We start from the raw sequence: 14,904 nt of genomic DNA on the forward strand, positions 1-14,904 counted from the left end.
GGCCATGAGAACAACGCACCAGAACAATGACAGCACGCCGATGACCCTGCCGATTCCCCTCGCGCCGATGCGGCTGCACCGGCTGCCGATGATGCTGGCGTTCGGCGCCACCGACGTCGGCCTGGTCCGCGAAGGCAACGAGGACAACTTCCTGCTCGACGAGGCGCTGGGCCTGGCGATGGTGGCCGACGGCATGGGCGGCCACGCGGCGGGCGAAGTGGCCAGCGCCGGCGTGCTGATGGCGCTGCGCGATTACCTTGCCGGGCACGCGCCGCCGTTCGCGGCCGGGGGCACCGGGGGCAGCGTGTTCGCCGACCCGGACGCCACCTGGTCCGATCCCGCCGCCGGCACGGTGCGCACGCTGCATGCGGCGGTCGGCCATGCCAACGCCAGCCTGTATGCGCAGAACCGCGCCAGCGGCCGTGCCGACGGCGGCGGCATGGGCACCACGCTGACGGGCTTCTGGCGGCCGACGGGGGCCCATTCCCTGGTTGCCTTTCATGTCGGCGACAGCCGCCTGTACCGGCTGCGCGGCGGCGTGCTGGAGCAGCTCACGCGCGACCAGACCGTGTACCAGCAGGCAGTGGAAGCCGGCATCCTCGATCATCTGCCGGCCCGCAACCTGCTGCTGCAGGCCGTCGGCCCGTCGGCCGCCGTCACGCCGGAAGTACGGTCGCACCCGGTGCTGCCGGGCGACGTGCTGATGCTGTGCAGCGACGGGCTGCATGGCAGCGTGCCGCATGGCGAGATGGAACACCTGCTGGCCGGGGCGACGGAAGGCACGCTCGAGATCCGGGCGGCGCAGCTGATCGAGAAGGCGAAGGCGTATGGCGGCCGGGACAACATCACCGTGGTGCTGGCCCTTTGCGGCTCCGACTGAGCCGGGCCGGCTGACCGGACGGGCTGCAATGCTCCGGCGGCGGCTGCATCAGCTGCCCGCCACGCTCCACCCGTGCGCCTGCCAGCATCCATCGAGCAGTGCGGCGAACGCGGCCGGCGGCGGCAGTCCGGGACAGCGCGCCAGGCAGGGTGCGACGCGCTCTGCACCCTCGGTCCACCATGCACTGCAGCCGGCGATGCCTTCGTGTGCGATGGCGGTCAGAACGCCATCGGCCAGCGCGCCGACCTGCAGCCCTGCTGCCGGCGCGGCCGTCATGCCGCCGGGCCGGGGCGCGCCGGCGAGCACGCCCATCTGCGCATCGAACGCGGCCAGCGAAAATGCGTCCTCCAGCGTCGACAGCGCCAGGTCCTCCACCTGCCCGAACCAGCCGGCGTGGGCAACTAGGCAGTCGTGCAGCGACGGTGCGCCGTCCAGGCCTGCGGCAATCGTCAATGGAAACGCGCGGCCCACGCGGTCGGCGCTCGGCATCATCACGCCGGCCCAGGCCTGCGGCCCGCACACGCCTGGCGCCAGCACGAAGCGCCACAGCGGCCCGTTCAGGTAAGCCGGCAGCCATGCCTCGCCAAGCGCCGCCCTGCTGCGCACCAGCGCCGCCTGCAGCCAGGCGTCGAACGGCTGCAGCATCGCCGGCGGCAGGCGCCGCGTCACGAAGTCGCCGTGGTGGCGCAGCTTGCCGTGGAAGCCCGGCGCAGTCACCGTGTCCCCCGCGCGCCTACCAGGCGGACGGACAGCGGAACTGTTCGAGCGCATCGCGCCGGAACGGGTTGATCACGCTGCTGGCGGTGAGCAGGTAGCCCATCCTGCGGCCATCGAGGTCGAACGTGACGGTGTACCGTTCGCCCTGCGCCCCCGGCTGCACCACCGCCCTGTCGAGCATGCGGAACCAGGCCCACGGGCCCTCCGTGCGCAGCGCCGCGTGCAGGGCCGGCACGGCGTCCAGGTGCACCACGCCGCCGCCCTTCCCCGACGGCAGCGTGACCGGCACCGGCCGCGCCGGGGCGCCGGGCGTGTAGACCACCGGCTGGCCGTCGATGTCGAGCGTGACCTTCGCCAGCGCCGCGTCGCCGCCCTGTGGGGCCAGCTCGAAGCGCAGCGACGGCTGCCGGCCGCCCGCGCCGAAGAACATCTCGCGCAGGCGCGCGGCGCGCTGGAACTGGTTCAGCACCTCCTGCCCGATGCCGACGGGGGCGCTGCCGGTACTGCGCCACTGCCACTGCGGGCCGGACATGTCGACCTGCGCGGCCAGGTGCTTGCCGAAGAAATCGTCCATCGTGCCGCCGGGGCCGAAGAACCGGCCGAAGTCGTCCGGCGTGGCGTCCCGCGCTGCGCCGCGCACCAGCGGATAGCGCCCGGCGATCGCGTCGCGGCAGAACGGCGCCGCCTCCGCCGCCCACAGCGCCTGGAGGCGCGCCCGCTCGCTGCCCAGCGTGAGCCCGGCGCCGGCGCTGTCGACGTTCTGCAGGATCCCGCCCAGCGGTGCCGGCGAGCCTTCCGCGGCGCGCTTGACCAGTTGCAGCGCATCGCCGGCCGGCGCAGGGGTGCCGGCGCGGCGCGCCTTGTCGGCCGCGTCGAAATACTGCGAGGCGTCCTTCAGCAGCGCCAGCTGGGCGTCCAGCGGGCCCGGTGCGGCAGGCGTGCCCACCAGCTTGTGCAGGGGCGCGAAATGCTCGTCGACGGGCGTGCCGGTATCGGCCACGGGCGGTGGCGGTGCATCGGCACCGAGGGCCGCTTCGAGCTTGGCGCGCGCGGTCGAGATCTTCCGGCGCACCACCGCATCGAGTGCCACGGCCGTCGTCCCGCCCGTGCCGGCCAGCGTGGTTTCCTTCGCCGCCGCCACCAGGAAGCTTTTCAGCGGCGAGTCGGCGCCGGCCAGCGCGTTGGTGATGCGGGCACCCTGGTCGAGACTGGAGAACGGCGCCATGCGCACATCGGCCAGCATGGCATCCCAGGCGCGGATGTAATCGGCGTAATACAGCTGCAGCACGGCGGCATGCATCGCTTCGGCGCCGGGCGCACCGGCGCCTTCGGCCTCGCGGCGGTCCAGCACCCAGCTGTCGCGGGCGATGTCGACCAGCGCATCCGGTGCCCCCTTCAGCAGTGCGCGGTAGCCGGCCACGCTGAACACACCCGGGATGCCGCGCGTGAGCGGCTCGCCGCTCCGGCGTGCCAGGATCGCGGACACATCGCGGCCGACCGCGCGGTTGACGGAAAACTCCGGCAGCCGGGCCTGCGCGACGGTGCGTTTCAGCCGGTGGTAGACACGTTCCGGCAACGGCATCAGCGCCAGCGTCGAGCGCACCTGCGCCACCAGTGCCGCATCCAGTGGCGGCGGCTCGGCGGCGCCGCCGCCGGCATCGAGCAGCGCGGCGACATGGGCGGCCAGCCGGTCGCGCTGTTCGGCACTTGCCTCCGGCAGGCTGCGTTGCCAGTCGAAGGCCAGCCAGGCCTGCACGGACTCGGGATCGAGATGCGCCGGCTGGCCCAGCATCAGGTAGATGCGCAGGGTCTCGTAGAGCTGCTCCTGGCTGTTCGCATCGCCACGGCGCAGCACTTGTTCCAGGCGGGCCATCACGCGCGGCAGCAGGGCCGAACGCAGCAGGCGCTGGTAGGCCAGCGTGGCGCCGGCGCCCAGCTTGTCGCGCTGGTTCAGGCCGAAGCGCTCCAGCAGCGGCATGCCGGCCTCGCGGCCATCGCCACCGCCGGGCAGTGCGCGCGCCACGTCCAGCATCGGCAGCACGCCCAGCACGGAGCCGGTGACGGGTGCGGCCTGCACGAGCTTCTCCAGCGCCCCGGTGCGCTGCTCCACCTCCTTCACTGTGCGGCCGTTGCGCACGTAGCTGGTGGCCAGCCCCGCCACCAGCAGCACGAACAGGGCAGCGGCCAGGCCGGCGCCCAGCCAGCGCAGGCGGCGGCGCCGCTTTTCGAAGGCGCCGTCGATGCCGGCCAGGCCCGCTTCCCGGAACATCAGCTTGCGCAGCAGATCGGTGATGAAGTAGCTGCGGCCACTGGTGGCGTTGGGCGGCAGCACCTTGCGGTCCAGGCCGAACGTGGCGGCCAGCGCCCCCATCACCCGGTCGATCGGGCTCCCCTCCTGCGTGCCGCTGGTGAAGTACACGCCGCGCAGCTGCGCGGCCGGCTCATAGCGCGTGGGCGCAAACACGGCGTCGAGGAAGCCGCCCAGCACGTCGCCCAGGCCGGCGAACTGCTGCGGGAAGCGGTACAGCAGGGCGCGCCGCTGCAGGTCCCGTTCTTCCTGCATGCGCGCCAGCACGCGGGCCTGCAGCCCCTGCTCGAGCGCCAGGAAACGCGCCGGGAATTCGGCGAGCGCCGCTCCCTCGGCGCCGGCCACCGGAAACGTCATGCCCCACACCTGCGCGCGCTCCTCGCGCCCCAGCGTATCGAAGAACTCCGTGAAGCCGGCCAGCAGGTCGCATTTCGTCACCGTCACGTAGACCGGAAAGCGGCTGCCCAGCTTCTCGTGCAGCTCCTTGATGCGGGCGCGGATGGCGGCCGCCTGCGCCTGGCGCGCGGCGGGGCCCTGCTGCAGCAGGTCCGGCACCGACAGCGCCACGATGATGCCGTTGACCGGGCTGCGCGGGCGGTGCTTCTTCAGCAGCGCCAGGAAGCCGCTCCAGCCGGCCCCGTCGGCCTGCGCATCGCTGTCCTGCGTCGTGTAGCGGCCGGCCGTATCGAGCAGCACGGCTTCGTCGGTGAACCACCAGTCGCACTGGCGGGTGCCGCCCACGCCGCCGATGGCGCCCGGGCCCATCGCCTCGGCCAGCGGGAAGCGCAGGCCGGAATGCAGCAGGGTCGTGGTCTTGCCGCTGCCGGGCGCGCCCACGAACAGGTACCAGGGCAGCTGGTACAGATACTGGCCGCCCCATCGCCCCTTGCCGGCCGCGGATTTTTTCAGCACCGCCAGCGCCTGCGCCATGCGCTCCCGCAGCGCGGCCTGTTCCTGCAGCGCGGCCGTGCCGGCAACGGCGGCCGGCGGCGGCGCGTTTTCGGCGGCCAGGCTGGCCATCAGCCGGCGTTCGGCCAGCCGCGCCTTCAGTGCCTGCCCGCCGAACCAGCCGGCCCAGGCGGCAAACATCAGGCCGATGAAGAACCAGCGCACATCGCTGCCGGTGAACGGCTCCTTGCCGTCGAAGGCCAGCAGCGGCGCCTCGAACCAGAACACGATGGCCAGCAGCATCACGCCGAGAAAAGCCAGCACGGCGCGCTTGCGCAGCCAGGAGAACAGACGTTTCAGCATGGGCCGCCCCGATGACCGGTGGATGGAAGCTTCATGGCGTGCCGGCCGGCGCCAGCACCACCAGCTCGACGCGCCGGTTGCGTGCCCGCGCGGCCGGGCTGTCGTTCGGCACCAGCGGCTCGGCATCGCCGCGGCCTTCCACGCTGTAGCGCGCCGGCGGACCGGCCCGCGGTGCCAGCGCCGCCACCACGGCCGCGGCGCGCGCCTTCGACAGATCGTAATTGGACGGGAAGCGCGCCGACAGGCCGGGCCGCGCATTGTCCGTGTGGCCGATGACGAGCACCTTGCCCGGCAGGGTCGCCAGCGCATCGCCGATCCGCGCCAGCAGGCCGGCCACGTCGCCGTTCACCTCGGCGCTGCCGGAGCCGAACATCCCTTCGCCGCGCAGCGTGATGGTGGTGCGCGCGGGCGACTCCGTCACCGTGACCTTGCCGGCCGCGACTTCCGGCGCCAGGAAGGTGGCGATGCGCGCCGGTGCGGGCCGCGGTGCCGGTGCTGCCACGGCGGCGGGCAGGTTCGGCTGGCGCAGCGCGGACAGCCTGGCGAACACGGGATCGGATTCCCGGTTCAGGAAGTGCGCGGCCACCAGCTGGACCGCCAGCAGCACGAGGCAGGCGCCGGCCGCCAGCACCCAGACCGGCGTGCAGCGCAGCGACGTCGCATCGTTCGGGATGGCCGGTGACTCCTCGCCGCGCCAGTGCGGCGACAGGTCCGTCTCGATCGGACCGCGATGCTGCCGGATCAGGCCGAGCAGGCGTTCACGCAATGTCGTCAGCTGGGCGTGGCCCCCCTCGGCGACGCGGAAGCGGCCCTCCAGGCCCAGCGCCAGGCACAGGTACATCAGCTCCAGCAGGTCCAGATGGCGGGCCGCTTCCTGGCTCAGGCGCTGCAGCACGAGGAAGAATTTTTCGCCGCCGAACGCTTCGTTGTGGAACGCCACCAGCAGGCTGCGGGTGCCCCACACACCGCTGCCCCATGCGGTAGCGGCAATCGTTTCGTCGAGCAGCGTGCACAAAGCATAGCGCGCGGCAGCGATCGATTCGGCCGGCACGCCGGCATCGCGCGCCTCCGTCTCGAACGTGCGGATCGCCAGCGCCAGGCGCTCCCGCAGCTGCCCCAGGTCGGGCGGCTGCACCGTGTAGCGCAGCGGCACCACCAGGTCGAGCAGCGGATCGGCGGCCCGCACCAGGCGGTTCAGGCCACTGCCCGCGACCGGTGCGTGCACGGGCGCACCCGTCGCTGCCGGCGGCGTGGCCGCTGTCACGTTCGGCCTGCGCCCGCCGGGGTTCAGGCCCAGCATGGTGGCATCGGGATCCTGTGCCGGCTCGTCGCTCATCGCTACCTCCGGATCGCCCAGAACGCCATCTGCAGGCCCGGGAATTCGCCGGCCACGTGCAGCGCGAAGCCGGCCGACTGGTGCAGGTGCTGGAAGTATTCGCTGCCGCTGTCGAGTTCAAAGTACGTGTAGCCGGCATGGAACGGCAGCTGGCGCGGCGCCACCGGCAGCGGGCGCAGCGCCACGCCGGGCAGCTGCAGATTCACCAGGTCGCGGATCTTTTCGACGGAACCGATCTTCACCTGCGCCGGGAAGCTGGAGCGCAGCAGTTCCGGCGGCAGGTGCGCGGTCACGGCCAGCACGAACGTGGCCGAGCGCAGCAGCTCGCGGTCCGGCACCACGGCCACGCGGATGCCGAACTGGCGCTCGTCCAGCGGGATCGGCACGGCCTGCGCATCCATCACCGTCGACAGCGCGCGGCGCAGGTCGGCGATCACGGGCGCGAACGTGTCGGCCAGCGCGTCATGGCGGTACGTTGGATACGCTGCGGTGCGCTTGCCCGGATCGGTGAAGGTGGCCAGTTCCCCGGCCAGCGACACGAGCGTCCCGTACAGCGTTTCCGGATGCACGCCGGTGGCGCCGGCCAGGTGGAGGACCAGCGGCTCGACGCGATTGAGCAGCTGCAGCAGCAGGAAGTCGGCGATTTCGGCGGCGCCCGCGGCACCCGGCTGCGACAGCCTCGCGGCCAGCAGGTTGCCGCGCTGGTGCAGCAAGCCGGCCAGTTCATCGGCAAACGCGGCCAGGCGCGGGGCAGCCCGGAAGTCCAGGCACGGCGGGCTGTAGTCCGGATCGAGTACCACGCGGCTGTCTGCACGCCGTTCGGCGATGCGCGCGACGCCCAGGGTGGCGTGCGCGTTGACGACTTCGGCGGCCGGCGCCAGGCGCAGGCGGAGTTTACCGACCTGCATCAGCGCGCTGTTGTCCAGGCCATTGCTGTCCCATGCTTCGTAGTCCGCCGTGCGATGGCGGGCGAAATTGTCCGGCCCTTCGCCATCGGCCACTTCGGCCACGCCGTGGCGGCGCAGCGGCAGCGCCAGCATCACCATCACGTTGCGCGCATCGGCCGGGATCTCGAGCGGCAGCGGCAGTTCGTCGTCGGCCGGCAGCGTGAACGGCGTGCCGTCCGGCAGCACGGCGGTGCACGATTGCAGCGCCAGCTTGCCCAGTGCCAGCTGGTGTTCGTCGATCGTCAGTTCGACGAAGCCCCAGCTGTAGGGACGCAGCGCGGCCACGCGGTTTTCCAGCTGGCTTTGCCAATAGCGGTCGTGCTGCTGCAGGTGCTGCGGCTGCAGCAGCATGCCTTCCGACCAGACCACCTTGTTCTTCCAGGCCATAGTGCGTCTTTCGTCAATCGGCTAGAGGGCTGTTCCCTGTTTCAGCTGGCGCAGGCGCGCCACCTGCTCTTCATACGCTGCCGAGAAGGCTTCGCCGAACAGGCGCTGCAGGTCGTCGTCCGCTTCGCGGGCGATCTCGCCATACAGCGCCACCAGCCGGTCCCACATGCGGGCCTTGCGGGCCGAGGCCAGCATCCGGTCCATCACGGTGGGTTCCGCCAGCCGCGCCTCGATCTGTGCCGGATCGAAGCGGTGCAGCACCGCGCCCAGGGCCGCACGCATGCCGGCGATGACCGCCAGCTCGTGCGCGCGCAGGTCGTCGAACGCGCCCGCCATGGCATCGACCGGGGCCATGTAGCCGGCCATCGCACCGGTCAGCATCTGCGTCAGCGCGCCTTCGGCATTCGGGAAGAATTTCAGGGGATTGTTGGCGCGCACCGACAGCATGGTCATGTCGATGCGGCTCTCCTTCTTCGTCACGGCGCGCGCCATCAGCACGTCCATCGTGCCGGCCGTGGCTTCGCGCAGCAGCTGGCCGACCATCTCGGCCACTTCGGTGGCGGGACGCTGCAGCGGCAGGTGCGGCACGCCGAGACCGCGCAGCAGCGCCTGCAGGACGGCGGCGTCGCTCGCGGCGGCGACCGGTGATGTGAGTGATGCGGGTGATGCGAGTGCGGCGGATGCGACGGGCGCGGCGGGTGCGGCCGGCGGCAGCTGCGCGATGAATGCCGTGATGTCCTCGGCCACGCTGGCCGCAGGTGCGATGGGCGGAAAGGCGGCCGCGGGCGGCGCGAAGAAATCGGCCAGCGGATCGTAGCCGGCCGGGATCGAAAAGCCGGCAGCCGATGCGGGAGACAACGGCGCAGAAGACGGCGGCAGCGGCGTGGCACGCGACAATGCCGCCAGTTCCGGCGACACGTGATCGCTCTCGGCCGCCCGCGCCGGTGAGGCGGGCGCGCTGCCGAACAGGTTCAGGCCGAGAGGATCGTCGCTGGCGAACGGCACCTGGCCGGACGACACGTCGAGGAGGCTGCCACCGGCAAATGGATCGCCCGGTGCCGCCGGCAGCGCGGCAGGTGCGGCGCTGCCGGTTGAGGCGGATTGGAATGGCGGCAGCTGTACAGGTGCCGCCGGCGGCGGCGGTTCGAACAGCGGCAGCGCCGTGTCGTTGACGGGAGCGGCAGCCAGCGGCGCGGCGGCCGGTGCCGCCTCGATCAGGATCTGCATCCGGTAGTCGCCGATGGCCAGCCGGTCGCCATGCGCCAGCGCGACCGTGTTGCCCTTGCCAAGGGGACGGTCGTTGACCACGCTGGCATTGCTGCCCAAATCCTCCAGCATGAACGTATCGCCCTGCGCCAGCACGCGCGCATGCAGGCGCGAGATGTACTTGCCGGGATCGTCCAGCACCAGGTCGCTGTCGGGCGAACGGCCGATGCTGCCGCCCGCGGCCGTCATGCGCACGGGCGGTGCCGGCGGCACCGGCAGGTTGCAATAGCTGAGGATGCGGAAGGTCAGCAGCATGGACGTATGAGGTTCGGTTGCCTCCGCGATGCCACGCAGCCGGATGAAGCGCGCGGACAAATGCGGCCTGGACTGGTTACCGATTATACGTGGCAGTCGTGCAGTTGTTGCAACTTCTTTACCGACAGTCCGTCACTAATTTGCAGCTTCGAAAGCGCTAGTCGTCCTCCTGTATCAGCTCCGTCCTGCATCAGCGCCGGCCTGTACCAGCGCCGGCCTGCGTCATCGCCGTCCAGCATCATCGCCATCCTGTTAGACGCCGCCCGCTCAGCCGGCCAGGAAACCGCCGAGCCGCGCCAGGTCGATATTGCCGCCGCTGACCAGGATGCCGACCCGCTTGCCTTTCAGCTCGGCCCGCATGCGGCGTGCGGCCGCGAAGCCCAGGCAGCCGGTGGGCTCGACGACGATCTTCATGCGCTCGGCAAAGAAGCGCATGCAGGCCACCAGCTCATCGTCCGTCACGGTCAGGATGTCGTCGACGTCGCGCCGGATGATCGGGAACGTGTGCTGGCCCAGGTGCTGCGTCTGGGCGCCATCGGCGATCGTCTTCGGCGTGTCGATATGGACGATCGCGCCGGCGCGGAACGACTGCTGGCCATCGTTGCCCGCTTCCGGCTCCACGCCATACAGTTTGCACCCCGGTGCCAGCGCCCGCGTCGACAGCGCCGAGCCGGCCAGCAGGCCGCCGCCGCCAAGGCAGACGAAGAACGCATCCAGCGGTCCGGTTTCCTCGAACAGCTCTTTCGCGGCCGTGCCCTGCCCCGCGATCACGTCCGGATGGTCGTAGGGCGGAATCAGCGTCAGGCCGTGCTGGTCGGCCAGCGCGCGGCCGATCTGCTCGCGGTCTTCCGTGTAGCGGTCGTAGATGACGACATTGCCGCCATAGCCCCTGGTGGCCGCGACCTTGGCAGCCGGTGCATCGTGCGGCATCACGATCGTGGCCGGCATGCCCAGCAGCCTGGCGGCCAGCGCGACGGCCTGCGCGTGATTGCCGGACGAAAAAGCCACCACGCCGCGGCTGCGCTGCTGCGGCGTGAACTTCGACAGTGCGTTGTACGCACCGCGGAATTTGAAGGCGCCCATGCGCTGCAGGTTCTCGCACTTGAAGAAGACCCGGGCGCCGAATTCCTCGTCCACGGTGCGCGAGGTCAGCACCGGCGTGCGGTTGGCGGCGCCGGCGATGCGCGCGGCCGCCGCGACGACGTCTTCGTAGGTGGTCGATGCAGTGGTGTTCATGGCGAACCTTTCGATGATTTGATGTCGTTGTAGGCGGTGGCGCGCGAGATGCCCAGGTGGGATGCGGCCGTCTCCATGGCGCGCCGCACCTCCAGGAAGCCACTCGCCTTCAGCTCCCGCATCAGGGCGCGGCGCTCGCCGGCCTTGAGCAGCTGTGGCGCGGAAGCGAGGCCCGCGGCATACCGGTCGATGCGGCCGCGGATGGCCTCGGCGCTGGCCGGGTCGAGCGACTCCGGCACCGGCTCGGCATCCGTGGCGTTGAACTGCGCCAGCGCGCCCTGCATGGAGCGGAACAGCGTCAGGTCCACGTTCAGGCACAGCGCGGCCACATAGCGCCCTTGTTCATCGCGGATGCCGATGGAGGTGCTCTTGGCCGGCCGGCCGTCCGCGAACCGGTTGGCGTAGTTGGCGATCGTTGCGGGAAAGCTGCTGTCGGCGATGCGCGCCAGGCCCAGCTCCGTGGCCGGATCGCCGGGGGCCCGGCCGGACAGGTTGTTGTGGATCGCGAAAATGGCATGCCGCGGGTCGCGCAGGTCGTGCACGACGACCTCGCAGAACGGCGCGAACGTGCGGGCGATGCCCTCGGCGATCTGCGCCACCTGGTCGATCAGCAGCGTCGCACCGGACTGCGCATCGTCCGTACGGGTTTGCCGCGCGCGTGCCACTGGCTGCTCCCTGCCCGTCACGCGCCGGCCGGCGTGCTCAGGTAGTTGTCCTTGATACGCACGTAATGCTCGGCCGAGTAGCGCAGGTAGGCGATCTCCGCATCGGTCAGGCGCCGCACCTTCTTGACGGGCCGGCCCATGTACAGGTAGCCGCTCTCCAGCGTCTTGCCGGGCGGGACCAGGCTGCCGGCGCCGATCATCACCCGGTCCGGCACCACCACGTCGTCCATCAGGATGGTGCCCATGCCGATCAGGCAGTCGTTGCCGATGCGGCTGCCGTGCAGGATCACCGAGTGGCCGATCGTGACGTAGTCGCCGATGACGAGAGACGCACCCTGCGGCTTGCCGGGCGTCCGGTGCGCCACATGGCCCATCGTCAGGTCCTGGATGTTGGTGCAACGGCCGATAACGATGTCGTTCACGTCGCCGCGCAGCACGGCATTGCACCACACGGAAGAATCGGCGCCCAGCTGCACGCTGCCGATCACCTGGGCGGAGGGGTGCAGGTAGACGCGTTCGGCGAGCTGCGGGATGGAATCGAGGTAGGCGGAGACTGGCATGGATGATGGAACACGCACTTGAACTGGATTATATGTCTGATATTGGACATTATGCCCAATTCGCGCATCGGGGACAAGATAGGGAAGCATCAGAATCCAGGCGACCGGCCACATGATGACGCCCTTGGTGCCTCGGCACGCCCTCGCCGGCCAGCAGCATTTCCACCATGACGATATGGTGGGAAGCTTGGACATGTGGCTGACGGATGCGCATCGGCGGAGGACCGGAAGGGTTCATTCTACCTGTCTGGCCAGGCGCCGCTCGTACCTGCGCGGCATCTGGGCCAATCCCTACGCGGTCCCTACGCCGGTCCCTACACCGCTCCGGAGGCCAGCGCCGCATGCAGGCGCGGCTGCCGCAGGTCCAGTCCCAGCCGGCCGGCGAGTTCCACGACGGGCAGCAGCCGGCGCCGCTTTTTCTCGCCATGGTTCTGGGCGATATCGGCCAGCCGGTGCGCCAGGAACGGATTGGCGAAGCGGTCGCGCACCTGCACTAGATAAGCGCGCGCGGCGTCGGCTTCACCCGGCGCAGCGAAGACGGGCAGCACCTCCTCTTCCCACAGCGCCTCGAGTTCCGAACGCCGTGCGGGGTCGGCCAGCGCGGCAGCCACGGTGTCGTCCGGTGCGCGCTGGGCCGCCAGCCAGCACTCGGCCAGCCAGGTATGCCCCAGGTTCAGCAGGAACAGCTTGCGCCGTTCGAAGGGCTCCAGCCGGTCGGTGACGACGATGCTCGGGTGGCGGCACGGCAGCACCATGCGTGGCTGCCGTTCCATCACCCAGAGCGCATACGGTTCGGCGATCGCGCCGGCCGGCTCGATCGGCGCCGACACGATGCGGTCCACCAGCGAATTGATCCAGATGCAGCCGGTGCGCAGATACGCCACCAGTGCATCGTCGAGCTGCCAGGCCTGCGCCAGCCCGAGGACGGTGTCGCGCAGCACGCTGCCGTTGTTCGCCACCAGTTCGCACGGGTACAGCGTGACGGGCGCGCCGCCGCGGCGGAACCGCTCGCGCAGCAGCACCAGCAGCTTGGCGGGAAAGCTGCGCGGCGCCACCGCCGCGCCATGCAGGTGCGGGCCATCCTCGCGGTCCAGTTCGTAGCCCCGATCGCCCGTGTTGGAGACGATCACCTGCGCCATGGCGGCCGCGTCGCACACGGCGGCCCAGTCCTCGCCGGCATGCAGCGCGGCGGCGATGGCATTGACGCGGTGCTCCTCGTCCACCGTGACGCCATCGCGCCGGCCGCGGATACGCACCGGGTAGCCACCGGGCGCATTGAACGCCGCCAGCCGCCGGCGGGACTGCGCACTGGTCGTCGTCTGCACGACGGTGATGCGGCCGAGGGCCTCGCCCCGCGCCAGCGCCTCGTCGACGAACAGGTCGACATGGGCTTGCAGGAAGCGGCTGGTGCCGAACTGGAGGATCGGCGTCGGCATGTCAGGCCCGGGTGCCGGCAGCGATGGCGGCGTGTGGTGGCCGCGCACGGGCCGCCACGTGGGGTCCCACTGCGCCCGCGGCCGGAAGCAGAGCGGGAAGCGGCGGTGCACGTTCGGCCAGGCGCGGCACGACAGGCGACTCGGGGACGACAGAAGTCATGTTGAACTTTCGGGATGTATTCGCGGGACGATTGTTCGTAATATATAGAGAACTAACAACGCGTGTCACGGCGGAGTGGCGGACATGAACGTCGACGTATCGATGCCGCCCGCGTGACCGCCGTGCCGGGGTCACGGGGGTACGAACGCCACCGTCTTCGCAGTTCCACCTTCCCATCGAACGTGGCATGGCGGCCTGCGGGTACGTGGCCAGGAAGCTAGGGCCGCGTCGCGCCCTTCTGCGCCTTGAGCACCAGTTCGGCCGCCAGCAACGCTCCATCCTGGTCCTGCGCCGTCATGGTCCGGTGCGCGATGTCCGCCACGAACTGCCGCCCGAACGGCAGGTCGAGCCGGCTGCAGTCCATGTACCGCGCTTCTTTCCGGTCGACGATGAGCAGGTGGTTCGTGCCCTGCCGGCCGACCGGATCGATGTACTTGCGCAGCTCGATATAGCCTTCCGTGCCGAGGATGAACAGGCGGCCGTCGCCCCACGTCGCCAGCCCGTCCGGCGTGAACCAGTCCACCCGCACGTAGCCGGTGCCGCCGTTGCCCGTCAAAAGCATGTCGCCGAAGTCCTCGAACGCCGGATAGTCGGGATGGGCCAGGTTGCCGGCCTGGGAGGCGAGCACCTTTGCCTTCGTCGAGCCGGTATAGAACAGGAACTGGTCGGCCTGGTGGGAACCCAGGTCCGTGAGGATGCCGCCGTAGCGCTGCCGGTCGAAGAACCAGGCGGGCCGCGACGCCGCGCGCAGGCGGTGCGGCGCCAGGTTCAGGGTCTGGATCACCTTGCCGATGGCGCCCGCCTGCACCAGCTCCCCGGCCTTGACGGCCGCGGGCACTTCCAGCCGTTCGGAATACATGATCGCGAACTTGCGCCCCGTCTCGCGGACCGCCTTGCGCACCGCCGCCAGCTGGGCGAGGCTGGTGATGCCGGGTTTGTCGCACAAAAAATCCTTATCGGTCCGCAGCACGCGGATCCCCAGCGGGGCGCGCTGGTCGGGCACGGGGGCCGCAACCACCAGCTGGATCGAACGGTCCTGCAGGATCGCGTCCTCGCTTGCCGCTTCCGGCACCGCGCCGAAGCGCTTGCGGAACTCGGCGAGCTGCTGGTCCTTCAGGCCGTCCCGGTTCGTCGACAGCACGGCCACGAGCTCGCCGCCGCCGCGTTGCACCGCCGCGGTCATGCTCATGATGTGCGGGTGATCCAGTCCGATGACGGCGAAGCTGATGGCCGAGGGGGATGCCGGCATGGCCGGACCGGGTTCCAGCACCTCGTGCCGGATGGCTTCCGACGCAGTCTGGGCGAACGCGGTGCCGGTGACGGAAGCGGAGCCCGCTACCCCGGCCAACTGGAGAAAGCGCCTGCGGTCGAAGGGATTCATTGCGCGGTGTCCTGTTCAGCGGAGAGATCGGCAAGGATACCTGCGCTGTCCGGCAACGGGAAGCGGCTGTTGCGAACGCGATCCGCGCTCCGGCCAATGATGTCGACGAAACAGGTCGC

Annotated in this window: 11 protein-coding genes; 1 reads left to right on the forward strand and 10 read right to left on the reverse strand. The window is 70.6% G+C overall.

Annotated features, from left to right (window positions below; all coding sequences use genetic code 11):
- The first annotated feature begins 4 nt into the window (after positions 1-4).
- On the forward strand, positions 5-880 hold the full coding sequence (locus IP91_RS04730) for a PP2C family protein-serine/threonine phosphatase (RefSeq protein ID WP_199754484.1): 876 nt from the start codon (positions 5-7) through the stop codon (positions 878-880).
- 48 nt (positions 881-928) lie between these two features.
- On the opposite strand, the gene tagF is transcribed toward IP91_RS04730, so the two are convergent.
- The 10 genes from tagF to IP91_RS04780 form a co-directional block, all read right to left on the reverse strand.
- Entirely contained in the window at positions 929-1,597 is a 669-nt protein-coding gene (gene tagF / locus IP91_RS04735) for a type VI secretion system-associated protein TagF (protein WP_145647579.1), read from the reverse strand.
- A 16-nt stretch (positions 1,598-1,613) separates the two neighbouring features.
- Positions 1,614-5,156: a type VI secretion system membrane subunit TssM gene (gene tssM / locus IP91_RS04740; protein WP_145647580.1), complete on the reverse strand. Its 3,543-nt coding sequence runs from the start codon at positions 5,154-5,156 to the stop codon at positions 1,614-1,616.
- A gap of 31 nt (positions 5,157-5,187) precedes the next feature.
- Positions 5,188-6,492, reverse strand: a complete 1,305-nt coding sequence (icmH, locus tag IP91_RS04745) for a type IVB secretion system protein IcmH/DotU (RefSeq protein WP_145647581.1) — start codon at positions 6,490-6,492, stop codon at positions 5,188-5,190.
- A 2-nt stretch (positions 6,493-6,494) separates the two neighbouring features.
- The gene (gene tssK, locus IP91_RS04750; RefSeq protein WP_145647582.1) at positions 6,495-7,826 is read right to left on the reverse strand and encodes a type VI secretion system baseplate subunit TssK; all 1,332 of its coding nucleotides are present in this window, start codon (positions 7,824-7,826) and stop codon (positions 6,495-6,497) included.
- Between the two features lie 21 nt (positions 7,827-7,847).
- Entirely contained in the window at positions 7,848-9,347 is a 1,500-nt protein-coding gene (gene tagH, locus IP91_RS04755) for a type VI secretion system-associated FHA domain protein TagH (protein ID WP_145647583.1), read from the reverse strand.
- A gap of 267 nt (positions 9,348-9,614) precedes the next feature.
- Entirely contained in the window at positions 9,615-10,583 is a 969-nt protein-coding gene (locus IP91_RS04760) for a threo-3-hydroxy-L-aspartate ammonia-lyase (RefSeq protein ID WP_145647584.1), read from the reverse strand.
- Complete coding sequence (locus tag IP91_RS04765; protein WP_145647585.1) at positions 10,580-11,248, reverse strand: helix-turn-helix transcriptional regulator; 669 nt, start codon at positions 11,246-11,248, stop codon at positions 10,580-10,582. The genes IP91_RS04760 and IP91_RS04765 overlap by 4 nt, the downstream gene beginning before the upstream one ends.
- A 17-nt stretch (positions 11,249-11,265) precedes the next feature.
- Positions 11,266-11,808, reverse strand: a complete 543-nt coding sequence (locus IP91_RS04770) for a gamma carbonic anhydrase family protein (RefSeq protein ID WP_145647586.1) — start codon at positions 11,806-11,808, stop codon at positions 11,266-11,268.
- 314 nt (positions 11,809-12,122) lie between these two features.
- Positions 12,123-13,244 (reverse strand): mannitol dehydrogenase family protein, encoded by a 1,122-nt coding sequence (locus tag IP91_RS04775; RefSeq protein ID WP_145647587.1) that lies wholly within the window; start codon positions 13,242-13,244, stop codon positions 12,123-12,125.
- 377 nt (positions 13,245-13,621) lie between these two features.
- On the reverse strand, positions 13,622-14,785 hold the full coding sequence (locus IP91_RS04780) for a Gfo/Idh/MocA family protein (protein WP_145647588.1): 1,164 nt from the start codon (positions 14,783-14,785) through the stop codon (positions 13,622-13,624).
- Positions 14,786-14,904 lie beyond the last annotated feature (119 nt).

The sequence above is a fragment of the Pseudoduganella lurida genome (assembly GCF_007830455.1).
GTDB classification, from domain to species: Bacteria; Pseudomonadota; Gammaproteobacteria; order Burkholderiales; family Burkholderiaceae_D; genus Rugamonas; species Rugamonas lurida.

Excerpts from the sequence above, each read along its gene's own strand:
- IP91_RS04730 (WP_199754484.1), top strand. The coding sequence starts at position 5 with ATGAGAACAACGCACCAGAACAATGACAGCACGCCGATGACCCTGCCG.
- tssM (WP_145647580.1), bottom strand. The coding sequence starts at position 5,156 with ATGCTGAAACGTCTGTTCTCCTGGCTGCGCAAGCGCGCCGTGCTGGCT.
- icmH (WP_145647581.1), bottom strand. The coding sequence starts at position 6,492 with ATGAGCGACGAGCCGGCACAGGATCCCGATGCCACCATGCTGGGCCTG.
- tssK (WP_145647582.1), bottom strand. The coding sequence starts at position 7,826 with ATGGCCTGGAAGAACAAGGTGGTCTGGTCGGAAGGCATGCTGCTGCAG.
- tagH (WP_145647583.1), bottom strand. The coding sequence starts at position 9,347 with ATGCTGCTGACCTTCCGCATCCTCAGCTATTGCAACCTGCCGGTGCCG.
- IP91_RS04760 (WP_145647584.1), bottom strand. The coding sequence starts at position 10,583 with ATGAACACCACTGCATCGACCACCTACGAAGACGTCGTCGCGGCGGCC.
- IP91_RS04770 (WP_145647586.1), bottom strand. The coding sequence starts at position 11,808 with ATGCCAGTCTCCGCCTACCTCGATTCCATCCCGCAGCTCGCCGAACGC.
- IP91_RS04775 (WP_145647587.1), bottom strand. The coding sequence starts at position 13,244 with ATGCCGACGCCGATCCTCCAGTTCGGCACCAGCCGCTTCCTGCAAGCC.
- IP91_RS04780 (WP_145647588.1), bottom strand. The coding sequence starts at position 14,785 with ATGAATCCCTTCGACCGCAGGCGCTTTCTCCAGTTGGCCGGGGTAGCG.